Source organism: Pseudomonas sp. Irchel s3f10 (genome assembly GCF_900187515.1).
Classification (GTDB): Bacteria; Pseudomonadota; Gammaproteobacteria; order Pseudomonadales; family Pseudomonadaceae; genus Aquipseudomonas; species Aquipseudomonas tensinigenes.
Map to the genome: position 1 here is coordinate 281,128 of NZ_FYDZ01000007.1, position 21,101 is coordinate 302,228.

The following is a 21,101-nucleotide window of genomic DNA, read 5'->3' on the forward strand; positions in this document are numbered from 1 at the left end:
ACTCACTTTCAAGACGAATTCGCGCACCAGAAACACACTGAAAAAGTGTGGGATGCACAATAAAAGGGCGAATCAGGAACGTTCGGCCGGATAGCGCTTCCAACACCCCGCCAAAGCTGGCAACATCGCGCCTTTTTTTACGCGACACCCACGGGTTTGCACGATCAAACACCCGTTCGGTTGTTGATGGGGCGACAGTCTGCTGTGCCGATGCGACAACCTGCCACATGCCACCCGTTAACCGCTCGTAGCGCTGTTGGCTGCCATTGAAACGCTATGCTAGCTTGGCCGCCTCGCCAGGAAGGCCATCCAACAGCAGGAGCGCAACATATATGAGGAACGCACATGGCTGAGGCCACGCCCGCGCTTGAAATCCGCAACTTGCACAAACGCTACGGACAGCTGGAGGTGCTCAAAGGCATCTCGCTGACCGCCCGCGACGGCGATGTGATCTCGATCCTCGGTTCCTCCGGTTCCGGCAAGTCCACGTTCCTGCGTTGCATCAACCTGTTGGAGAACCCGCACCAGGGCCAGATTCTGGTGGCCGGTGAAGAACTCAAGCTCAAGGCCGCCAAAAATGGCGAACTGGTTGCCGCCGATGGCAAACAGATCAACCGCCTGCGCTCCGAGATTGGTTTTGTGTTTCAAAACTTTAATCTGTGGCCGCACATGAGCATCCTCGACAACATCATCGAGGCACCGCGTCGCGTGCTCGGCCAGAGCAAAGCCGAGGCGATCGAAGTCGCCGAAGCGCTGCTGGCCAAGGTCGGCATCGCCGACAAGCGCCACGCGTATCCGGCGCAATTGTCCGGTGGCCAGCAACAACGCGCGGCGATTGCCCGCACGCTGGCGATGCAACCGAAGGTGATCCTGTTCGACGAACCCACCTCGGCGCTTGACCCGGAAATGGTTCAGGAAGTACTTAGTGTCATCCGCGCATTGGCCGAAGAAGGCCGCACCATGCTGCTCGTGACCCACGAAATGGGCTTTGCCCGTCAGGTCTCCAGCGAAGTGGTGTTCCTTCACCAAGGCCTTATAGAAGAGCAAGGATCGCCTCAGCAGGTGTTCGAAAACCCGCTTTCGGCGCGCTGCAAACAATTCATGTCCAGCAACCGCTAACGGAGCAACATGCATGCAGAATTTCAAGAAGGTCTTCCTGGCCGCCGCCGTCACCCTCGCGTTCAGCGCCGGTGCCATGGCTGAAACCCTGAAGATGGGCATCGAAGCGGCCTACCCGCCGTTCAACAACAAAGACGCCAGCGGCAACGTGGTCGGCTTCGACAAAGACATCGGCGACGCCCTGTGCGCGAAGATGAAAGTCGAGTGCACCGTGGTCACTTCCGACTGGGACGGCATCATCCCGGCCCTGAACGCGAAGAAGTTCGACTTCCTGATCTCCTCGCTGTCGATTACCGAAGAGCGCAAAGGCGCGGTGGACTTCACCAACCCGTACTACTCGAACAAGCTGCAGTTCATCGCACCGAAAAACGTCGACTTCAAAACCGACAAGGACTCGCTGAAAGGCAAGACCATCGGTACCCAGCGTGCGACCCTGGCCGGTACCTGGCTGGAAGACACCTACGCCGATGACATCAAGGTCAGCCTCTACGACACCCAGGAAAACGCCTACCTCGACCTGACCTCAGGTCGTGTCGACGCGATCCTCGCTGACAAGTACGCCAACTATGACTGGCTGAAAAGCGACGCTGGCAAGAACTACGAGTTCAAAGGTGACCCGGTCGTAGAAAGCGACAAGATCGGCATCGCTGTGCGCAAGGGCGATCCACTGCGTGAGAAGCTCAACGCCGCGCTGAAGGAAATCGTCGCCGACGGTACCTACAAGAAGATCAACGACAAGTACTTCCCGTTCAGCATCTACTGATCCTGACCTGTGGGACTGGCGCCGTGATTGAACGGCGTCGGCTCCCGACTTTGCCTGCCGCAATTTGAACAGAAACCCATGATTATCGACCTCTACGGATTCGGCCCGGCCCTCGCTGCCGGCGCGCTGATGACCGTCCAACTGGCCCTCACCGCCCTGTGCCTGGGACTGGTGCTCGGTCTGCTCGGCGCCTTGGCCAAGACTTCCCCGTACAAGCCGCTGCAATGGCTTGGCGGCACTTATTCGACCCTGGTGCGTGGCGTCCCGGAATTGCTCTGGGTGCTGTTGATCTACTTCGGTACGGTCAACCTGATGCGCGCCCTCGGTGAGTTCTTCGGCAACCCCGACCTGCAGCTCAACGCCTTCGCCGCCGGTGTGATCGCACTCGGACTGTGCTTCGGCGCTTACGCCACGGAAGTGTTCCGTGGTGCGATTCTTGCCATTCCCAAAGGCCACCGTGAGGCCGGCCAGGCCCTGGGCCTGTCGAAATGGCGGATTTTCACCCGGCTGATCATGCCGCAGATGTGGCGCATCGCCCTGCCCGGTCTGGGCAATCTGTTCATGATCCTGATGAAAGACACCGCGCTGGTCTCGGTGATTGGCCTGGAAGAAATCATGCGTCACGCGCAAATCGGCGTGACCGTGTCGAAACAACCGTTCACCTTCTATATGGTCGCCGCGATCATGTACCTGGGCCTGACCGTGCTGGCGATGACCGGCATGCACTTCCTGGAAAAACGCGCCGCTCGCGGCTTTGCGAGGAGCGCTTAATGAACTGGGAAGTCATCATCAAGTGGCTGCCGAAACTGGCACAGGGCGCGACCCTGACCCTGGAACTGGTCGCCATCGCCGTGATTGCCGGTCTGCTGCTGGCGATTCCGCTGGGCATCGCCCGCTCTTCGAAGCTGTGGTACGCACGCTCGCTGCCTTACGCTTACATCTTCTTTTTCCGTGGCACGCCGTTGCTGGTTCAGCTGTTCCTGGTCTACTACGGCCTGGCGCAGTTCGACGCGGTGCGTGAAAGCGCGTTGTGGCCGTACCTGCGCGATCCGTTCTGGTGTGCCACGGTGACCATGACACTGCACACGGCGGCGTACATCGCCGAGATTCTGCGCGGGGCAATTCAGGCGATTCCGCCGGGTGAGATCGAAGCGGCGCGGGCCTTGGGCATGTCCAAGCCGAAAGCGATGTTCTACATCATCCTCCCGCGTGCCGCGCGCATCGGCCTGCCGGCGTACAGCAACGAAGTGATCCTGATGCTCAAGGCCAGTGCGCTGGCCAGCACCGTGACTCTGCTGGAACTGACCGGCATGGCGCGCACGATCATTGCCCGCACCTACTTGCCGGTGGAGATCTTCTTCGCGGCGGGCGTGTTCTATCTGCTGATGGCCTACGTGCTGGTACGCGGCTTCAAGCTGCTGGAGCGCTGGCTGCGCGTCGATGCCTGCCAAGGGCGCTGACATTTCCCACGTGCTGACGGGCGAGGACTTACTCGCCCGCTTCACGGCGCTGGATGCTTTTTTGATTGAGCATCAGGCGCTGTGGAAACCTCGACCGTTCACTCATCTACATCTTCCTTGGGAAGAATCCTACCCGGAGCTGGCCTCTTGGCTGCGCGGACGGTCGCTGGAAGACGCGGAAAGTGCTCACAACCAACCTGCTGATCTTGCCGTTGCGCCGGAGCCATTTGCTTCATTGGCAGCGTTGTCGGCTGAACTGAGTTCTGTTAGCGAGTTGCCGGGACATGCGCTGGAAGCTGCGGGGCATCGATTGAATGTCGATGTGCCGGGGCGCAAGTGGCAGCAGATCGAGGCGTTTGCCAGTTGTTTGTCCTTTGCCTCGCAGCCGACGCATTGGCTGGATTGGTGTTCGGGCAAGGGGCATTTGGGGCGACGCTTGTTGGCCGCGGGGCAGCAACTGACTTGCGTTGAATACGACCCTCTGTTGGTCGCCAGCGGTCAGGCCTTGAGTCAGCGTCATCACTTGCACGCTTTGCATGTGGAACAGAATGTCCTGGCGGCGGACGCCTCTGCTGTATTGAGCGCGAATCACACGCCCGTCGCCCTTCACGCCTGCGGTGACCTGCATGTGCGATTGATGCAACTGGCCAGTGCTGTGGGTTGCCAGCAAATGGCAATTGCGCCTTGCTGCTACAACCGCATCAGTCGCAGCGAATATCAGCCATTGTCCACGGCTGGATCGAGAACGTTCCTACAGCTCTCGCTGGAAGATCTGGCGCTGCCGATGAGCGAAACCGTTACCGCCGGTGCACGGGTCCGACGTCAGCGCGACACTTCGATGGCCCGTCGTCTGGCCTTTGACCTGCTGCAACGGCAAGTGCGCGGCGTCGACGAATACCTGCAGACGCCCTCCCTGCCCAGCGCCTGGCTGGAAAAACCGTTCGCCAATTACTGTCGCGATTTGGCTGCGCTCAAAGAGTTATCCACAATCGGCTCGCCAGATTGGCCCGCACTCGAAGCTGCGGGTTGGCAGCGGTTGGCCGAAGTTCGCAATCTGGAATTGCTTCGCGGATTGTTCCGACGGCCGCTAGAGCTTTGGCTGAATCTGGATCGAGCGCTTTTCCTTGAAGAACAGGACTACACCGTCCGCCTCGGAACCTTCTGCGACACCCCGCTGACTCCGCGTAATTTGCTGCTACTGGCCGAACGCGTTTAAAACATCACAGCCTGTGGATAACTCTGTTGATGGTTTTCCCGTGGATCCAATATCTGCGCCTGTTTCGCTGGGTTAACAGCACTGGTCATTTTTTGTTCACATGAATAAAAAACCTGTAAAACAGGGATTTGCGAACAAAATGAGAATGGGTTCACAAAACCCCGCCTGAGTCCGATTTCGTGGCTCTCAGTTGTGCATAAGCTGCCAATCAAACCGACATAACCGCCGAATAATGGGCCACCGAACGAATAATTGCGGCGCTCGAGAAAGCCGAAACTCAATGTGCGCTCTGCCAAACAGCCCTATCGTGCGTCAGGCGCAAAGCCTACGTTGCGCACTGCGCAGGGCTTAATTTGCCGCGATGCAAAAATAGTTCGAATTCAGGGGTTTACAGGATCTTCCCAATCGCTATAATCGTCGCCCACAACGCCGGTATAGCTCAGTTGGTAGAGCAACTGACTTGTAATCAGTAGGTCCCGGGTTCGACTCCTGGTGCCGGCACCATACAAGGTTCCAGAGAAGGCTTTCAAAATCTCTGGAACCCCCGAAAAACCCGCCTTCCGGCGGGTTTTTTCGTTTTTGCGTTCCATCGGTTTCCGTCAGAAACTGGTGGATTCCAACCGTTTTAAGGGTAGAGTTTGGGATACAGGTCACTTCGATAAAAGGGAGTACCCTTATGTCGCGCACCACAGCTCCGCTCTCCGACGCAGCTTGCCGCTTGGCAAAACCTACAGACCGCGCCTACAAGCTTTTCGACGGCGATGGCCTCTATCTCCTAGTCCAACCCAATGGCCGCAAAGGCTGGCGGCTCCGTTACGTCAAACCTGACGGACGCGAAGGACTGACCTCGTTCGGCAACTACCCCGTCATTGGCCTCGCCGACGCGCGCCGCAAGCGCCTGGAGGTCAAGCGAATGCTAGCGGATGGCATTGATCCCATAGAGGCCAAGCACCAAGCCAAGGCGGAAGCCGTAATCAAAGGCAGAACCTTTGAAAGCGTTGCGCTGGACTGGCACACGGAAATGTCGGCCAAGTGGGCACCAGGCCATTCCAAGACTGTGATGAGCCGCCTCAAAACCCACGTGTTCCCGCTGATCGGCGCCCGCGCCATTGTCGACCTCGACACCCATGACCTCATGCAGCCCTTGGAAGCGATCAAGAAGCGCGGAACGATAGACGTTGCTTTAAGGGTACAAAACTACCTGCAGAGCATCATGCGCGAGGCAAAACGCCTCCGGCTTATCACCATAAACCCTGCTTACGATCTCGAAGGTTCGATCAAAGCCCCGCGGGTGGTACATCGCCCCGCCCTACCCTTATCGCGACTGCCGGAACTGCAGGAGCGGATCGACACCTATAAAGGCCGGGCACTTACCCGTCTGACGGTGATGCTGTCGCTGCATGTGTTTGTCCGCTCCAGTGAGCTGCGCTTCGCCCGCTGGAGCGAGTTCGACCTTAAGCGCGGCACCTGGGAGATACCCGACACTCGGCCAGCGTTGGAGGGAGTACCCTTTTCCACAAGGGGTACGAAGATGGCAGGGGATATCCATTTAGTACCCTTATCGCCGCAAGCAGTGGCGCTACTCGAAAAAATCCATGCACTCACAGGCAAATTCGCATTGGTCTTCGCAGGGGATGCCAAACCCTGGAAGCCCATGTCCGAAAATACCGTGAACAACGCGCTTCGGACGATGGGATACGACACCAAAACCGATATCTGCGGACATGGGTTTCGTTCGATGGCCTGCAGCGCACTGATCGAGTCAGGATTATGGTCGGAGACAGCCATTGAAAGGCAGATGAGCCACAAGGAACGCAACAACGTCCGCGCCGCTTACATCCACAAGGCCGAGTTCATCGAGGAGCGCAGGCTGATCATGAACTGGTGGAGCCGGTACCTGGAGGCCAACCGGCAGGAGCATGTAACTCCACACGAATTCGCCAACCAGATTGGAGTTAACGTTACTCGGATGAAGGCGAAGCCTGGCGCTGGCGCAGAGAGGAGAAATTGATATGGATATCTCAACCGCACAAAGCATCAAGCTCGCCATTGTGTCGGCAACCGGACTGTCAAAAGACGCGCTGCATATCTATTTGGGCATGGCGGTCTATTTGACGTTGATCGTTGGCACCCGACGATTCAGGCCATACCTTGGCTGGCTGGTTGTTTTCATCATTGCGTGTGCAGGCGAGTGGGTAGATCGGCGAGACGATATTGGAAGCTTCGGATACTGGCGCTGGCAGGCAAGCGCTCACGACGTTCTCAATACGTTGTTTTGGCCGACGGTGCTAACACTGCTTTGGCTTTTAAAGTGCCGCAGTAAAGTAAGCGTACATCCGTAAGACTCTCGCAATCTGCTCTGCCACGCGGGTCCATCCAAACAGGGCTGCAAAGCCGCCCTGCTTGGATGGACCTCACTTAAAAAATCTAAAGCCCACGCAACTGTCTGTGGAAAACCACAGATTTCCACCGGTGGATAATTTCATCCACAGCCGCAGAACCCCCAAAATCGGAGTCTTGACCCGAATTATCCACAGGCGTAGAAAAGATCGGGCAAAGCGCTGTCGTAGACAGCAACCCAGGTAGCCAGAACCTTTAAGGCTACGCCACACCGTGGTGGTTCTCCCAAAGTGCGATTAGCGTCCGGCGGCTCGCACGGCCACAGCGATGTGATGGATGCCTACTTTTATCAGTGTGCCCACTGCGGCAACTCATCCCCTTTCATAGCTGCCCTGCAGCAACCTATCCGCTTGGCCATTTCCTTGCGCCAACCTGCGCCCGTCTCTTTCTTCCGGAAAGAGACGGGCGCTCCTACCGCTGCTGCAGCCCAACTCGTACAAGGCTTTGCGGCATTCCCCCTCGTGACAATCGGCGTGACAAACACCGAAAAGTCACCAGCAACAGCGATGCAGATGATGGTGCCGCAGCCCACGGATTGGACCGCACCTGACTGACAGTCAGGCATGCCCCGGTCATCGCATTACTGCCTTCACCCGACTCAGGATCTCGCGGCGCTGGTCTCGTCAGCTAGCGCAGCCTCCACCCGCCCACTTCTTCGGAAGTGCTCAGGAGGCCAGATCATGAGATGCCCAAGCTCTTGGTCGTAAGGAGCCGCGAGTCCCGCGTTAGTGGACAACCCTCACAGGTCGCAGGGGCCTTGATCCCTGATAACACTCAACATTCTTGGCGGGATGACGTGGGGAAAGTTTCAAAGGTTTTGGGTTCGAGAGGAGTTTGATCATGGCATTGGTAGGTAGACGGGATGGACGAAATTTTGGCTATGGCCGACAAATGAGTTATGCCGGGCCGCAGGCGCTACGTGATCTGTTTGGCGGCGGGCATTACGGCACGGTGAAGGCGCACGGTGATCGCTGGCAGGCGTTTGTGCGGTGGTGCCGGTCGGACGATGGGCCGGGGTTTAACGATGCGCGGCAGATAAATCGGCAGATCTTATTGGACTATGCCGGACATCTACGGCAACAAGTTGAACATGGGGCTATAAACATCGCCACCGCACAAAACCGGTTATCCAGCGTAAACCGAACCATGGCCGCGCTTCGCGGTGATCAGTATGTGAAAGTGCCGAGTCCGAGCACGGTGTTGGGAATGCGGCGTACCAGCGTGCGTCACTCGGTGCCGCAAGGCCAAGACCGCGAATACGTGAAGCGGATCGTTGACGAGCTTTGCGAACATCAGCAGCCGCGCGCTGCGGCCATCGCTCAGTTAGCGCGAGCCACCGGCATGCGCTTGCGTGAGGCGATTTTGGCCGACTTTCCGCGTCTAAAACGTGAGGCAGAACAATTCGGCAAGATCAACATCCAGGACGGCACCAAAGGTGGTCGCTCGGGAGCGTCGGCCCCTAGGTGGATAACAGTGGATGATCACATCCGCGACGCACTGGCATTCGCCGTTCAAGTCTCGCCTGACGGCAGCCGCAACCTGCTTGCACCGAACGAAAGCTACCTCGATTTCCAAAAGCGAATCGTCCGTCCAGCCCGGGACATTCTTCATGCACACAACCTAAAAGGCTTCCACGAACTGCGAGCAGCTTATGCGTGCGAACGCTATGAGCAGATTACCCTCCACCTAGCGCCCATCAACGGTGGCAAGTGCAACAAGCTAAATCCAAAACTCTATCGAAAGGCCTGCTCCCAAATCAGCCATGAGCTGGGGCATGAACGTATCGAAGTGGTGTCCGCTTACATTGGAGGCCAAGCATGAAAAAGGCATTCAATATGGAATTGTTTTTAAGTGGGGTTCTAACCGGATCACCTGCGACCCGTCGACGTCATGTGCGGCAGGCGGTAATGATCCAATCTGCCATCGCCAAGCGTTGGAGGCTAGAAAACCCATGGTCCTGGCAGAGCAAACATCTCCAATGGTTCCTTAGATACGGGGCTGGGGGCCGTTCGGAGGCGACCATCTATTACTATTCGTTGACAGCAAAATTGATTGCTCTCCGCCTTGCACGTCGTTGATGTCACGTCGAACGCACACCGGGGCCTCATCTGGAGAAAACGTTCTAAAGGTCTGCTGGCAAGACTTTTTATTTACTAAACCGTGTCCAAAGGCTAGATTATCGATGCTGGCACTGTGCCAAAGGAGCGACAGTCATGAAGGATCGATTTTACGACGCTGTAGAAAAAAACAACACTGCGCATCAATTCCTTGGCTTACAGCATCAGACAGCGACAAGCGATAAAAGACTATTAAGCAATAGTAGTTCGAATTTATTTTTAATCGATCAAAATCACTTCCGAAGGCTTATTAGCTCGCCCAGCGTAGCTATGTCCGCAACTTCATAAATAACACTAAATTAGGGGAATATTTTGAACTGGGGAAATGCGCTTAAAATAGGCGGGCCATCCATTGTTGCGGCATTTGTTTTTCAGTATTTAATTACCACATACTTAGACAAATCCGAGCTATTTAAAAATAGTTTGACTCTCAACATTTTGCTTATTCTGGCAATCTTTACATTTTGCTTATGTATGGGATGGCTCTGGATACGAAGTGGCAAAAAAGACGTCCAAAAGAAAGGATTCCAAAATAATGAAATTACAAAAAACGAAGTAGGTGGCAGTCTCAACATCGGAAAAAGCCTAGACATCATCGACAATAAAATCTTGCAAAATAAAGTTAACGGCGATCTTAATATCGGCGGTAAAGAGTAATAAACCATGAGCGAGGAAGGGAGCCGCGAGATGGTATCAATTTCCGGAAATGAAATTTCCAATAACGACGTAAAAGGTGATTTCTACATCGGATCAACTGTAATAAAGCTCCCTTCTTTTAATGTTGCTGTAGGAGCAGAAGCCTTAAAGAAGTTGATAGAACAGCATGAACGCCTGAAAGAAAGCGATCCTATCTATCAGATCGTACTTGAGGAGTTGGAAAGCAAGATCAAAAGCGCGCCCTCCAGAAGTGTCATTGGATTAGAAGCAAAGCTAGAAATCGCGGGGCGTGAAGTTTACCTTCACCAAGCACTGGTTTCGAGCCAGAAAGCTGCGAAAATGATTTCAAAATTTCAGCACCTCAAATCATACCAGATTATATTCAATCATTTGCTAGGGCTTATCCTAACCAGATTCAACGCCCACATACTTCCCCTGCTTAGATCGGGGCGCGATGATATAATAATTCGATCAGCAATAAACGCCACTATAATTGAACCTCTTTATCAAGAAGTGGTGATGGCCGGCGGCTTTGTAACAAGTGACCTTGTTGAGGGCATGCTATATTTCTTAACTGAAAAATGTCACGTGGAGTGGGCGTGATGGTTATTTATCATCCAGCATACGATGTGCATCACTGCGTATATAGAGTTCTAAATCTTCTAAGCTCGGTAGATGATCACGAAATCTCTAAAGACGCATTACGACTGATGGACTTCTATTATCTCTATCCGCACTTGCTAAAAACCGTCAATCTTCCGAGACCCCTGAGTCGCTATAAAAAAATAATTTCCGAAACCCCTGATCCTTTTGAAGTAACACCAAATCCTCGAAGTTTGTTCTATGAGCTTTCTCGCATTCAAGATTCAGCCATGCTTGCCCTACAACAAAAATCGATGATTAAGCTTACAGCGGGTACTGTTGCACTCTTCATAGACTCTCTACCGCCCAATCTTCTAGAATCATTCAAAGACGACACCTTCGCAAACTCTGAACTCTTTCGTGGATTAGTCGATGCATTTCCACAGATGAAGTTGGAAGGCAAGAATGGATTCAAAAGCAAAAGTGGATTAATGGAATATCGTTATGATTAAGTCGACCTTATTTATTGAGCGTTTCATCGTAAAAAAATCTGGGTTCAGTGTATATGATGAGAAATTCCACAGAGGTATAAATGTAATTCGAGGAGATCACTCCGTCGGAAAAACCACAATACTCGAATTACTTTTTTACGTGCTTGGAGGAGAAATCAAAGATAATCAGTGGTTATATCCGGCAGACAAATGCGACTATGTCTGCTGTCAACTGAGCATCAATGACAAACCATTCACGATAAAACGTGAAATAGAAAAAGGTAAAATCCCCCCAATATCTATACGCTCGGGCACTTATGATGAAGAGGGAGAAAACGTAGAGTCTTGGGGTACTTATGGCCCTCGTCGAAGCGACGAGAAAATGTCATTTTCACAAAAGTTTTTTGAACTTCTAGGCTGGGAAGGACATAAAACAGAAGACTATGCGAATCTGACGATGCATCAGATTTTAAGGTTTCTATACGTTGACCAAGAAACTGCCTCTACCAAAATTTTCAGAGCCGAAGATAATCAAAGATCGGATAGCGAAGGAACACGCCTAGCAATTGCTGAATTTTTGCTCGGACTCGATAACTTAGATACCCACCAATTACGCCAAGAATTGTTGATCGCGGAACGAGAGTTCGATCGCGTTTCAGCCGATCTCTCCGCAATGTACAGGATTCTAGGGGAGGATTCAGGAGTAACCCTACAGACACTCCGAGTAAGCATTGCATCGAATGTAGAAGAGATAATAAGGCTAAGAGATTCGCCGCCTGAAGTTGAAATAGATTCCGATATTAAATCGATAAGAATAGCAGAATACAAAAAAATCAAATCTGACATTGAAACGTACAGCAAACAACTACAACGCTTCCAATCAGACCTTTTTTCGATAAATGGTGAAATCGTAGACTGCCAACTATTTGAAAAATCTTTACGCTACAGAAAAAAGTCACTATTAGAATCTAAAGCAGCATATGACTCCGTGGGCTTCCTAAGATATTCCCAATGTCCCTGCTGCCTTGGAGAAGTCGCTGAATCAGATAATTTAGATAGCGGTGACACCTGCCACTTATGCAAGTCCCCTGTTGAAAAAAACAAACATACGTCAAACTACATGGAGATTTTAAACGAATTAGACTTTCAACTAAATAGCAACACCAAAGTCCTACAAGATAACATAGAGCACAAAATAGGACTAGAATCTGCAATTGAAGTGGCAAAAGCTAACCTGGCTAATGCACAAAGTAAAATCTCCGAGTTTGTGGGATTATTTGATCCCGCCTCACACGCTGCACTTGAACGAGCAAAAAAAATAGGATTTCTTGAATCCGAAAATATAAATCAAGAGAAAAAAATAAGGGTAGTAACAGAACTAGATTCTTACAAACTCAAAAAACTAGACTTAATTGCAGACATTTCCAAGATTAAAGAGCTTATTCTTAGCGCCTCCGCGTCCAACAAAAGACGGCGAGAAGCTGTATATAGTGGAATTGCAGAAAATGTAGTGGGCATACTTCAGCCAGAGCGTCGTGCGAATGGCGAGCCTTATGAAGAAGAATTTGCGGGTGCGAATACATCCGAAGTGGAAATTGACTTTGCTAAGGATCGGATGTTAATAAATGGCAGAGTAAAGTTTTCCGGCAGTTCTAACTACATCAAGAAAAACTCACTACACATCTCAGCTCTATTGGAGTCGCTCGACGATATCAACTATCGCCTCCCCAGATTCCTCATGGTTGACGCCATCGAAAACGGAGGAATGAAAGAGTTTCGTAGCCATAATTTTCAACGTGCACTGATAAGTTCTTTTGAAGGCAGAAATGACTTCCAACTCATATTCTGTACTTCCATGGTTTTGGATGAGCTAAACAATCAAAAGTTTGGCGTCGGGCCTTACTACTCCGGAAATGTTCTAAATATATGAGATCCCGTTAGCATACCGACAGTAGTAACTTACAATACTATCGGCTGAGATTCTAAGCTATGGGGGCAGATTGATTTATCGCCAGTCAAAGCAGCACTTGCGAAAATTAATCTCGCCCTTGCCCCACAGTGAACGCGGCCCAAAGCATTGATAGCTTTCTACCTCTTCAATGCGCCAGCGTCGAACCAGTTGCGCTCCAGTCATAGAAATTCGTAGTTTTTAATTGGATGATTATTCTATGAGTTTACGCAGAGCTCGAAAAACCATGAATTTACGCCGCAACACTAGTGGCAGTTTAATCTAGCAGCAATTCTCCATTAAATCTGACAACTTAAATACAGATCAGCTGGCAAATCGAGAAACTCCTGAGTTGGCCAAACCAAAAGACCGACTAAGTACTACAAAACAATTTAAACTTAGTGTTGTTTGAAGAACAAATACTGGACAAGTGAGATAGCAAAACATGCATTTTATTCCTAACACTTCTGTCCAGCCTAGCCTTGGATATTCCAGGCTGAACGATCCAACACTCATTTTGAACTTGAATATCCGAAAGAGCAACAGTAATAAGTTTCACAAGATTTTCAGGAGAGTTGCAACCAGAAGTTAGATATATAGCGTTATCAAAAAAGCGCTGAGACCGCTCCGCATGCGCGCTTGGAAAAAGATACCGAATATTCTTAATTAACTGCGAGGCCACCACCTGCAAATCATCAATACGAAGACCTTTTTGCGAACGCATTGAAAATTTTTCATGCACCAGAATTAATCGATCTTTACACACCACTAGGTGGTCAGCAGCTTCATTCGCACCATCATCTTTAATAATGGCTACGATACCAAATTCTTCTATCCGGTCGTACAAATACAATTCAGTCTGTTCAGCGATACAAATTTTTGTTGCATCGTCAGGCTGAGAGGCTTCCTTGCGAATGTCTACTTGGCTCCAGTCTATATCTGTATATGAATCCCTTTCAAACGGCGTAGTTAGCCGATTATCTTTCCAAAAAGAATGCTCGCGATAAGCGTACCCTTCCTCAAATAAAATCGTGTAATTCTCTTCATCTAGCAAATACTCTACAAAATCAAATCTTTTCTTACGCCTTAAGTTATTTTCATCATTCGTAATTATCACAGAGGCCTTATCGGCTGGATTAACGTAACTAATTTCGATGTGACTGTTAGATACTTTATCCACCCGAAACTCAATAAAGCACAGCTCATTACCAACACGAATTACCCCATTCCCAATAACAGAGCAACTCCACTCTCCCAAAATTGAATTATTGATTTCTAAAAGGACCACCCCCTTACTAGAGACTACATAATCTAGGTAAAATCCAAGCATTATTAGTGAGCCCGGATCTTGGACCTCAACTGGACTCACCAAAAAAGCTATGAAGTCTCCATCATTTTGCGCCGAAAGTGCCGCCTCTATATTAGAACACTGTGTACTAAACGAACGTACTCCATCAGTCCAAGTCCCCCAGAATTTCCTTTTCTTTGCCGAGCAACCAAAAACCTTAATATTTCCATTTTGATCTATTTGACTACCTAAGCAATAGCTGAAGCTATAACCTGCGTCAAAGGATGGTGTCAACGAGAGCTTTGCGTTCTTACTAAAATAAGATTTTGCTTCTGCTGCAGTACCGCCGGCGCCAAAGGTGTTATTTATACCCAGGCTTTTTATTAACAATTCAGATTCAGCAAGCGCCCTGAATATCTTTTTTATATCGACCTTAGATTGAGACCAATCCTTATAAAAAATAGACTTTACAACTTCCTCAACCTTAGAATCGCTTGCATGTACGAAAACATGCTCATTTGAATCATCGATTAACACCAATACATTTTCGACATTCTCCAAATAAGCAACTTTATTCGGATCGATTTTTTGAGTAGCATCAAGCCATGATGGAAATTCTCTAAATGAGATCCATAACGCATAAACTTTATCTGTACTAGAATGCCATTTTATTACAGCATACTTCTTTTCTTTCTTTAGACTTTCTATTCTTTTATATAAGGCTTCGCTAAATCGTCTTCTGCTATATGTATCTTTCGAAAAAACAAGAATCTGAAAGAAAGGGGAGATATTTTGAAGGGAAATAGGTGTAATTGGCTGATCCATCTGATTATCCCTAACCGGTGGGCAACTTGTGAGTGCTTATTGAGGATAGCACATAGCCATGAACGCGAGTGCCAATCAGTTTCGCGGTTTCCAATAGCGGCGGTGGGCCGCAAGAGGGTCAGACTCCCCACTCACTATCAGCTAAAACTCGCCAAAAATTTGACTACATAAACCATGACGGTTCACGCTTCAATCAATGCTGGCACTGATTATTAATTTATCTACGGGGTGAATTTTTAACTGGAGGGTAAGCTTTGAGGTAGTAAAAAATATCAGTTTAAATAAACTCTTTATTTACAATAGATTGAGCTTAAATTCGACTCCTGGTGCCGCACCATACAAAACAAAGCCCTGCTGAAATGCAGGGGCTTTGTTGTTTTTGGGCGTCTATATCTTTAACCGCGTTTCAGTTTCAGTAGAGATAGCGCCTGTCCTCCGCACACGTCGATCTAATTGCCAGACGCCCTTCTCCCAAAAAGCACGACTTTTAACCAAAACGCTCAAACTTCCGCTTTTATGCCAAATTATGAACTGGCAATAATTATGGCGTGCCCATAACAAAGTGTAATTGCATGAGCAGGGTTTCTCAGCGCACTGAACCGGCGGAGTCAATGGCAACCCGGCTGTCCAGCCCAAGAGTGCTTGATGCCTCGACACTTTGTTCCTCCGCCGCCGAGAGCAGCATCTGCGTTACGCGCGCGGCCTCACCGGCCTTCATCTGACGTACAGACTCCAGTAAGTCCTGCTGGAATTGCTCCAGTTCATCGAACATCGCTGATCTCCTCGTTTTATTGCTTAGAAAAGGCTAAGGACAAATCATGACCGACAAAACGCATGGCGCGAAACTCTGAGAAATTTGTTGTAACGAGAAGCCAGGCAAAGCCACTACTGGCCACGATTGTGCATCGGCTCTCCCTCAAGCTACCGTTCAGTTCGTCGCTGCCAATTCAGCGACCGGGCCTGAGAACCCGCGTAAGATACAGGCGCAACAGCGCCCCCCCCCCACGATTGCCGGCGTTTTTTGTGTCCGCATTCACGTGTAATGGCGGCTGTGCGTGGGAGACCTTCGGGTCTGCCGGGTTCCTGTATCTCCGGTTTCTCAGCCTGCGCATAGCTGCCACCCTTTCGCCTGAGAACGAAATGGCAGCTCTCATTTGATACAGGGAGTTCACAAATGAAAGCCATTGATCCGTCAGCACACCGGTCACTTCACGCCCGTCCATCACGAACGGAAGGTGAAGCGAAATGACCCATTCTCAAGATCTGAAAACCCTCGGCCTCACCCACTTTTCCTTCCACTCCAATCAAGCAATGTTCCGCACCAACCGTGGTGTGCCGGTAATCGCCGCCCTTTCCCATGCCTCACACTTGCTTCACATTTCACGACTGCTCACTGCGGACACTTCAGTCTCTCGCGACCCTGATCTTCACGCTTATGCCTCGCAGTATCTGCAGGAATTGAGCAAGGCGCTGATCGATGATGTAGTGAAAGTGATGGATGCGCCGCCGGACAAGCCGTTGATGTAATCAGCCACGTGAAGCCCTCGCCGATGCGAGGGCTTTTTGCGTTTCAGACCTGACTAATCTCAAGCACAAACGAAATCTTCTGCTGACTCGCACTCCACACATACCGCAAATGCTTGCCCTGCTTCGGAATCGATACCGCTGGAGGTCGAAATGCGGCGACGCATTCATGGCCCGGCAGGCGAACGCTGTTGTAGAGCAGTCCCCATGACTCGGTTTCGCGCAGTTGCCGGGCGAATAGCTGAGACGGCCCGTAAGCCTCAGGATCTGGATTGTGCAACTCGGGGTGATCGTGGCGGATATCGTGCAGCGGTTTAACCACCCGATTGACGTAAGTCCGCATGGTCAGCTCAAGATCCGCTTCCTGAGTCGCCACAAGAAATCGTTCCTGGTGATAACAGGTCTCGGCGATGGCAGCAGCCTGACTGCTCGCGGCGTAGTAAACGCCGAAGGTGCCGTCGCAGAAACGACTGCGTTTGCCGATGTGGGTAAACGCAGCCATCACCGGAGTCGAGCCGGGACCGGAAAGTCGATCTTCGGGACGCACTCGGGCGAGAACCCCAGCCTGTTCAATCAGCCGATCATTGGTCAGCGCTTCAATCGCGTAGGCAACTTCCAGGTCTTCGGGATCGAGCACGTCTTCGAACAGCGCAATCGGCGGGAAGCTGCTGTTGACGATCCGGTAGGCTCGCGGCCACGGCACATCAACCAAATCGGGCGCCTTCAACCGCGCACCCCATCGAGGTAGCGGCGTACGTCGGCGATATCGACCACGCGCCCGGCAAGCATGTAATCCAATGCCGTTTGCCCGTTGAACGGCGCGGCAGTGTTCGGGCTGCTGACCCACGTGTAGGCGCGGTCGTGGCTATTGCTGAAGATGATGCTCAACGCCTTGTGAATGCCCATCAGATAGGAGATGCGCTCAAGAGTGTCGTTAGGCAGACGTATGTTCGGCAGGTGTTTGTATTTGTAGAAAGTGGTGTTGCCGACGCCGCCCAGCAGCGTGCGTTGCTGCTCGGCGCTGCAACCCCAACGTTCCATGAGGTTGAAGAAGAACTTCAGCGCGACGCGGCCCGCTTCGGGGACGTCGAGTTGTTCACGAGGGCTTATGGCCTGCGATGAGGTGGGCATGGAGCCGCCTCCTTGATTAGGTACCTGAATATGAGCCTAGTACAGATACGGATACAAATTAATCTTTAATACATAAACGAATGAGAGTTTCGCCAGAAACCGTCGACAAAAACCCATCTCACGCACCAAAACCACGCACTTTTTTTGACCCCCATCACCCCCACGTCACCAAAAACCCCGATCCTGTGTCAGCCTCCAGCCATCGGCGAGGACATCAATTCGCTACTAAACCCGCGACAACTATGCTCAGGTACAGGAATATAGCCAGCATATGGCGCCTGACCGGCAGTCTCGTAAACAACAATACCCAGCCCACTTCAGAGGGCATTACCCATGGATAGCAGAACCTTACGCAACCTCATGCGCATCGTGCAGACCGGCTCGTTGTCGGCCGCAGCCGAGCATTCGTGCCTGACTGTGCAGGCGTTGGCCGCGCAGTTGAACAAGGTCGAAGAGCAGTTCGGTTTCCGCTTGTTTCGACGTTCCAACAAAGGGCTGACGCTGACGCCGCAAGGCACTGAGCTGACGCCGTATATGGACAAAGTGCTGATTGCCACGCGACAGATGGAAGAAAAGGTCGAGGCGCTGAAGGTGCCGGGCCAGCGCACGTTGAAGGTTGCGTTGAACAACACCTTGTCGCCGGATTTCAACCGGCGAATGATCGGACGCCTGATTGAGGTTTTTCCCGATTATCAGATGGAATTCAGCTACGCCGAGTCGATGGAAAACCTCAGTAAGCTGAAGAACGAAGACTTCGACCTCGCGGTTCTGATAGGCCCGCAGCGTCCGGGGTTGCCGAGCATCGTCCTGCCCGATGTACAGGTGCAGGTGGTTGGCGCGCATTGCGGGCAGGAGAACGATCCGCTGACGTTGCTGGGTAACAAGTTTCAGGTTCGTCCTGCGGAAGATTGTCCGTATTCCCACAGCTTTTTGCGTTTTCTCGACGCCGGGCTGGGCAATCACGAGAACGGCCAGCGCATGGTTTATTCGTGCAGTGAAACGTTGACGCTGTCGCTGATCACGCAGATGGACGCGGTCGGCATGGTTTCGCGGGAGGCCGCGCAGAAGAACGGCCTGACGATTTTCCCCGGTTTCGAGGATTTCCTCGAAGTGCGCCTGGCGGTGAACAATCCGGAGTTGTCGAGCCAGGCGTTGAACGATGTCGTCGATCTGCCGCTACATGAACGAGCCGAGCGCAATGTACGCAGCCGTCCCAACCGCCACACTGAGAAAGAGGTTTTTGCTGAAATACGCACATAACAACGTCGGAATCGCGGCATAGAATTCCGGGCGATCGAGCTGTATGTGCTGATCCTTGATCAACAAGGGTGTCAGGCTGATCGCAGCGACGATCGCCACCGGCAAGTATTCCAGCGCCCGCGCAACAAACGGCGGCCAGTGCTCGGTATTCACTTGCAGTGGCAAGGCGCGCGGCAGAAAGGTCACGGCCATCATCAGCGCGACCACCAGAATCAGGAACGTTTGGTCAGGCATACACCCACTCCGCAGCCCACAAACGTGGCGATGAAAACGTTGAACGGCGAGCTGCCGACCAGGCTCAGTGCGCCCATGCAAATCACCGCAGCAGCGGCCGCGATGAGTTTGTTGCGGGTGTTGCACAGCGACACCAGCACGTAGAGCATCATCGCCGTCAGGGCATAGTCGAGCTGGTATTTGATCAGGTGCGCCGCGTACTGTGCGCAGACCGCGCCAAGCAAACCGCCGAGCACCCAAGAGGTGTGGCAGAACAGGTTGAAGCCGATCAGGTAACGCACGTTGACCGGCGCACCCGTGCCGAGTTTAACGCTGTGGAACGCGAAGGATTCATCCGTCAGGCCACCGGCGTAAGCCCAACGCTCCATGCGGCTCAAACCCAGCGCGCGCAGGGCCTTGGCCATGTACACCGACATCAGCATGTGGCGCGCGTTGATTAGGAACGTGGTCAGCACGATGGTGGTCAGCGAAGCACCGCTGGAGATCAGCGCCAGCGCGGCGAATTGCGAGGCGCCGGCATACACGAACAAGCACATCGCCACCGGCAACCACATCGGCAGGCCGGCGTTGACGGCCATCAGCCCGAACACAAATGACACCGTGAAATATCCGGCGACCACCGGACTGGCTTCGGCGAACGTGCGCGACGGCTGATGGGCAGCCATCAGCGGCGCACTGCCGGACGTTTCATTCATAGATCCCTCTCAAATGTCCGTTCGCCATGAGGCTCGCAAAAACCTTGGGCGGTCCAAAAACGCTTGCCCGCGAGGTTAGCATCGTCGACGAACAGAAACATCCGCAACACTCCGACCCGTTTCATATCGGACGACGCCGCTTCAACCAGTCGTTGACCGACACCCTGGCTACGATAGCGCGGGCTGACCGCCAAATGATTGATGGTGCCGCGACTGCCGAGCATGCCACCGAGCACCGCGCCGACGATTTCGCCGGCAACGTCGAAGGCGAGATAGGCCGTGGTGGTTTTCTGGATCAGCACGCCGCGCAGGCACTTCGCGTCCTGCCACTCGCAGAAGGACACTTCGTCGAACTGGCGGAAGAAGCGCTCCATGCGCTGCGCATCCTTGGCCGTGGCGCGGCGCAGCACCACCGGCGTCGAGCACTCGACGCCGTCGATTGGGGTGATCTGATTAGCGAACAATGTCGAAAGCGGTCCCGGGCCGCGAGAAGGAAATCGCCAGAATCTGCCGGTACGCCATCGCATGCGTGTGCGTGTTGCGCGCCGGGGTCACGTAGTGGCGCATGTCGCGATCAAGGAAGTAGGTGGTATCGAGAATTTCCTCGTAGGTGGTCGACGCCAGCTGATGCTCGTGGATGTCGTACAAACGACTCTCCGCGCCCTCGACATTATTGCGGCCCCAGAAGTGCACACCGCTGAACGGATAGCCGTCGCAGTGAATGCCTTCGGGGGTGATTTCCAGTTGCTTGCCGGGTTTGATTTCGATGCGGATCTGATGGATCTGGCACTGCCAGATTTCATCGTGCAGCTCTTCCGGCAGCACGCTTTTGTACACTTCGAAATCGGTGTCGATCAGGCTGCGCATCACCGGTGAAGTAATTATTTCATCGGAGAAGTCCTGAAAGTGTCGCACGAGGCCGCCAACATAGGCGTTGTTCTCTTTCGACTGCACGTACGCGCGATGCTCGAGTTGCTTGAGCTCGCGGGTTTTCGGGTTGTACTCAAAGTCGCTGTAACGACGGTAACGCATGCCGGCTTCGGCCTGACCGTAGTAACTGTCAGGCTCCATGTTTTCCCAACTTTTGGTCAGTCTGACGAAGTCGGCAAAATGACCGTAGAGATTGAAGTCACCACCCTGGACGTTGACATATTTGTCGCGCCGTAGCGATTCGCCCACTTCTCTGTTCAAAACGATCATTACCAAATTCTCCGCTGCGTTGAGCGGCCTAATCTATTAGGTGGAGAATTTGCGTCCATGAGAAAGAATTTCAGGCATTTAAAGCCCTGTTTGAAACGGAGTTTGCAGCGCCTCAAAAACAACTTTTACATGACAAAAACACGGGTTTTTTCTGGTTTTCATCGAAAAACCGTCGAAAAAAAACCCCGAAC

The 21,101-nt window shown here is 52.2% G+C and carries 21 protein-coding genes, 1 tRNA gene and 1 pseudogene; 15 read left to right on the forward strand and 8 right to left on the reverse strand.

Annotation, left to right across the window (positions count from 1 at the left end):
* Positions 1 to 345 precede the first annotated feature (345 nt).
* The 13 genes from CKW17_RS17530 (at position 346) to CKW17_RS17600 (ending at position 12,735) form a co-directional block, all read left to right on the forward strand.
* Positions 346 to 1,119, forward strand: coding sequence for an ABC transporter ATP-binding protein (locus tag CKW17_RS17530; protein WP_007909167.1), 774 nt, complete (start codon positions 346 to 348; stop codon positions 1,117 to 1,119).
* 13 nt (positions 1,120 to 1,132) lie between these two features.
* Positions 1,133 to 1,882, forward strand: coding sequence for an ABC transporter substrate-binding protein (locus CKW17_RS17535; RefSeq protein ID WP_007909166.1), 750 nt, complete (start codon positions 1,133 to 1,135; stop codon positions 1,880 to 1,882).
* A 78-nt stretch (positions 1,883 to 1,960) separates the two neighbouring features.
* Positions 1,961 to 2,653 (forward strand): ABC transporter permease, encoded by a 693-nt coding sequence (locus CKW17_RS17540; RefSeq protein WP_007909165.1) that lies wholly within the window; start codon positions 1,961 to 1,963, stop codon positions 2,651 to 2,653.
* A complete protein-coding gene (locus tag CKW17_RS17545) occupies positions 2,653 to 3,342 on the forward strand; it encodes an ABC transporter permease (RefSeq protein ID WP_095120780.1) in 690 nt (229 codons plus the stop codon). The genes CKW17_RS17540 and CKW17_RS17545 overlap by 1 nt, the downstream gene beginning before the upstream one ends.
* Positions 3,323 to 4,558, forward strand: coding sequence for a methyltransferase (locus CKW17_RS17550; protein ID WP_095120781.1), 1,236 nt, complete (start codon positions 3,323 to 3,325; stop codon positions 4,556 to 4,558). Before CKW17_RS17545 ends, CKW17_RS17550 begins: the two co-directional genes overlap by 20 nt.
* Positions 4,559 to 4,986: 428 nt before the next feature.
* A tRNA-Thr gene (locus CKW17_RS17555) sits at positions 4,987 to 5,062 on the forward strand.
* Positions 5,063 to 5,234: 172 nt separating this feature from the next.
* Positions 5,235 to 6,569, forward strand: coding sequence for an integrase arm-type DNA-binding domain-containing protein (locus CKW17_RS17560; RefSeq protein WP_095120782.1), 1,335 nt, complete (start codon positions 5,235 to 5,237; stop codon positions 6,567 to 6,569).
* Position 6,570: 1 nt separating this feature from the next.
* Entirely contained in the window at positions 6,571 to 6,900 is a 330-nt protein-coding gene (locus tag CKW17_RS17565) for a hypothetical protein (protein WP_038445259.1), read from the forward strand.
* A gap of 898 nt (positions 6,901 to 7,798) precedes the next feature.
* Positions 7,799 to 8,779, forward strand: a complete 981-nt coding sequence (locus CKW17_RS17575; RefSeq protein ID WP_095120783.1) for an integrase domain-containing protein — start codon at positions 7,799 to 7,801, stop codon at positions 8,777 to 8,779.
* Positions 8,780 to 9,387: 608 nt separating this feature from the next.
* Positions 9,388 to 9,732, forward strand: coding sequence for a hypothetical protein (locus CKW17_RS17585; RefSeq protein ID WP_095120785.1), 345 nt, complete (start codon positions 9,388 to 9,390; stop codon positions 9,730 to 9,732).
* Between the two features lie 6 nt (positions 9,733 to 9,738).
* Complete coding sequence (locus tag CKW17_RS17590; protein WP_218274246.1) at positions 9,739 to 10,335, forward strand: ABC-three component system protein; 597 nt, start codon at positions 9,739 to 9,741, stop codon at positions 10,333 to 10,335.
* Complete coding sequence (locus CKW17_RS29960; protein WP_368943263.1) at positions 10,335 to 10,826, forward strand: ABC-three component system middle component 5; 492 nt, start codon at positions 10,335 to 10,337, stop codon at positions 10,824 to 10,826. Before CKW17_RS17590 ends, CKW17_RS29960 begins: the two co-directional genes overlap by 1 nt.
* Complete coding sequence (locus CKW17_RS17600) at positions 10,819 to 12,735, forward strand: AAA family ATPase (RefSeq protein ID WP_095120787.1); 1,917 nt, start codon at positions 10,819 to 10,821, stop codon at positions 12,733 to 12,735. Before CKW17_RS29960 ends, CKW17_RS17600 begins: the two co-directional genes overlap by 8 nt.
* A gap of 391 nt (positions 12,736 to 13,126) precedes the next feature.
* On the opposite strand, the gene CKW17_RS17605 is transcribed toward CKW17_RS17600, so the two are convergent.
* Together CKW17_RS17605 and CKW17_RS17610 are read right to left on the reverse strand one after the other, a co-directional pair.
* Complete coding sequence (locus CKW17_RS17605; RefSeq protein ID WP_095120788.1) at positions 13,127 to 14,866, reverse strand: hypothetical protein; 1,740 nt, start codon at positions 14,864 to 14,866, stop codon at positions 13,127 to 13,129.
* Between the two features lie 661 nt (positions 14,867 to 15,527).
* Positions 15,528 to 15,638: pseudogene (locus tag CKW17_RS17610) on the reverse strand (transcriptional regulator); the annotation flags it as partial.
* A 473-nt stretch (positions 15,639 to 16,111) separates the two neighbouring features.
* Between CKW17_RS17610 and CKW17_RS17620 the strand changes: the two are divergent.
* Positions 16,112 to 16,393, forward strand: a complete 282-nt coding sequence (locus tag CKW17_RS17620) for a DUF3077 domain-containing protein (RefSeq protein ID WP_064388945.1) — start codon at positions 16,112 to 16,114, stop codon at positions 16,391 to 16,393.
* Between the two features lie 43 nt (positions 16,394 to 16,436).
* Here CKW17_RS17620 and CKW17_RS17625 read toward each other — a convergent pair whose 3' ends face one another.
* Together CKW17_RS17625 and CKW17_RS17630 are read right to left on the reverse strand one after the other, a co-directional pair.
* On the reverse strand, positions 16,437 to 17,102 hold the full coding sequence (locus CKW17_RS17625) for an RES family NAD+ phosphorylase (protein WP_095120824.1): 666 nt from the start codon (positions 17,100 to 17,102) through the stop codon (positions 16,437 to 16,439).
* A gap of 11 nt (positions 17,103 to 17,113) precedes the next feature.
* Entirely contained in the window at positions 17,114 to 17,521 is a 408-nt protein-coding gene (locus tag CKW17_RS17630) for an MbcA/ParS/Xre antitoxin family protein (RefSeq protein ID WP_095120790.1), read from the reverse strand.
* A 333-nt stretch (positions 17,522 to 17,854) separates the two neighbouring features.
* Here CKW17_RS17630 and CKW17_RS17635 point away from each other — a divergent pair, with 333 nt between their 5' ends.
* The gene (locus CKW17_RS17635; RefSeq protein WP_095120791.1) at positions 17,855 to 18,781 is read left to right on the forward strand and encodes a LysR family transcriptional regulator; all 927 of its coding nucleotides are present in this window, start codon (positions 17,855 to 17,857) and stop codon (positions 18,779 to 18,781) included.
* Here CKW17_RS17635 and CKW17_RS17640 read toward each other — a convergent pair.
* The 4 genes from CKW17_RS17640 to CKW17_RS17655 all read right to left on the reverse strand — a co-directional run bounded on the left by CKW17_RS17640 (position 18,698) and on the right by CKW17_RS17655 (position 20,910).
* Positions 18,698 to 19,015, reverse strand: coding sequence for an AzlD domain-containing protein (locus CKW17_RS17640; RefSeq protein WP_007952614.1), 318 nt, complete (start codon positions 19,013 to 19,015; stop codon positions 18,698 to 18,700). The genes CKW17_RS17635 and CKW17_RS17640 overlap by 84 nt on opposite strands.
* Entirely contained in the window at positions 18,994 to 19,710 is a 717-nt protein-coding gene (locus CKW17_RS17645) for an AzlC family ABC transporter permease (RefSeq protein WP_095120792.1), read from the reverse strand. The genes CKW17_RS17640 and CKW17_RS17645 overlap by 22 nt, the downstream gene beginning before the upstream one ends.
* A complete protein-coding gene (locus CKW17_RS17650; RefSeq protein WP_008080517.1) occupies positions 19,707 to 20,084 on the reverse strand; it encodes a GNAT family N-acetyltransferase in 378 nt (125 codons plus the stop codon). Before CKW17_RS17650 ends, CKW17_RS17645 begins: the two co-directional genes overlap by 4 nt.
* A gap of 79 nt (positions 20,085 to 20,163) precedes the next feature.
* Positions 20,164 to 20,910, reverse strand: a complete 747-nt coding sequence (locus CKW17_RS17655) for a 2OG-Fe dioxygenase family protein (protein WP_095120793.1) — start codon at positions 20,908 to 20,910, stop codon at positions 20,164 to 20,166.
* Positions 20,911 to 21,101: the final 191 nt, after the last annotated feature.

What these genes read in the sequence shown, in the direction of transcription:
- CKW17_RS17650 (WP_008080517.1), bottom strand. Translation starts at nt 20,084, where the DNA reads ATGGAGCGCTTCTTCCGCCAGTTCGACGAAGTGTCCTTCTGCGAGTGG.
- CKW17_RS17600 (WP_095120787.1), top strand. Translation starts at nt 10,819, where the DNA reads ATGATTAAGTCGACCTTATTTATTGAGCGTTTCATCGTAAAAAAATCT.
- CKW17_RS17620 (WP_064388945.1), top strand. Translation starts at nt 16,112, where the DNA reads ATGACCCATTCTCAAGATCTGAAAACCCTCGGCCTCACCCACTTTTCC.
- CKW17_RS17645 (WP_095120792.1), bottom strand. Translation starts at nt 19,710, where the DNA reads ATGAATGAAACGTCCGGCAGTGCGCCGCTGATGGCTGCCCATCAGCCG.
- CKW17_RS17530 (WP_007909167.1), top strand. Translation starts at nt 346, where the DNA reads ATGGCTGAGGCCACGCCCGCGCTTGAAATCCGCAACTTGCACAAACGC.
- CKW17_RS17590 (WP_218274246.1), top strand. Translation starts at nt 9,739, where the DNA reads ATGAGCGAGGAAGGGAGCCGCGAGATGGTATCAATTTCCGGAAATGAA.
- CKW17_RS17535 (WP_007909166.1), top strand. Translation starts at nt 1,133, where the DNA reads ATGCAGAATTTCAAGAAGGTCTTCCTGGCCGCCGCCGTCACCCTCGCG.
- CKW17_RS17575 (WP_095120783.1), top strand. Translation starts at nt 7,799, where the DNA reads ATGGCATTGGTAGGTAGACGGGATGGACGAAATTTTGGCTATGGCCGA.
- CKW17_RS17550 (WP_095120781.1), top strand. Translation starts at nt 3,323, where the DNA reads ATGCCTGCCAAGGGCGCTGACATTTCCCACGTGCTGACGGGCGAGGAC.
- CKW17_RS17630 (WP_095120790.1), bottom strand. Translation starts at nt 17,521, where the DNA reads ATGCCCACCTCATCGCAGGCCATAAGCCCTCGTGAACAACTCGACGTC.
- CKW17_RS17635 (WP_095120791.1), top strand. Translation starts at nt 17,855, where the DNA reads ATGGATAGCAGAACCTTACGCAACCTCATGCGCATCGTGCAGACCGGC.
- CKW17_RS17655 (WP_095120793.1), bottom strand. Translation starts at nt 20,910, where the DNA reads ATGATCGTTTTGAACAGAGAAGTGGGCGAATCGCTACGGCGCGACAAA.
- CKW17_RS17560 (WP_095120782.1), top strand. Translation starts at nt 5,235, where the DNA reads ATGTCGCGCACCACAGCTCCGCTCTCCGACGCAGCTTGCCGCTTGGCA.
- CKW17_RS29960 (WP_368943263.1), top strand. Translation starts at nt 10,335, where the DNA reads ATGGTTATTTATCATCCAGCATACGATGTGCATCACTGCGTATATAGA.
- CKW17_RS17640 (WP_007952614.1), bottom strand. Translation starts at nt 19,015, where the DNA reads ATGCCTGACCAAACGTTCCTGATTCTGGTGGTCGCGCTGATGATGGCC.
- CKW17_RS17605 (WP_095120788.1), bottom strand. Translation starts at nt 14,866, where the DNA reads ATGGATCAGCCAATTACACCTATTTCCCTTCAAAATATCTCCCCTTTC.
- CKW17_RS17545 (WP_095120780.1), top strand. Translation starts at nt 2,653, where the DNA reads ATGAACTGGGAAGTCATCATCAAGTGGCTGCCGAAACTGGCACAGGGC.
- CKW17_RS17565 (WP_038445259.1), top strand. Translation starts at nt 6,571, where the DNA reads ATGGATATCTCAACCGCACAAAGCATCAAGCTCGCCATTGTGTCGGCA.
- CKW17_RS17540 (WP_007909165.1), top strand. Translation starts at nt 1,961, where the DNA reads ATGATTATCGACCTCTACGGATTCGGCCCGGCCCTCGCTGCCGGCGCG.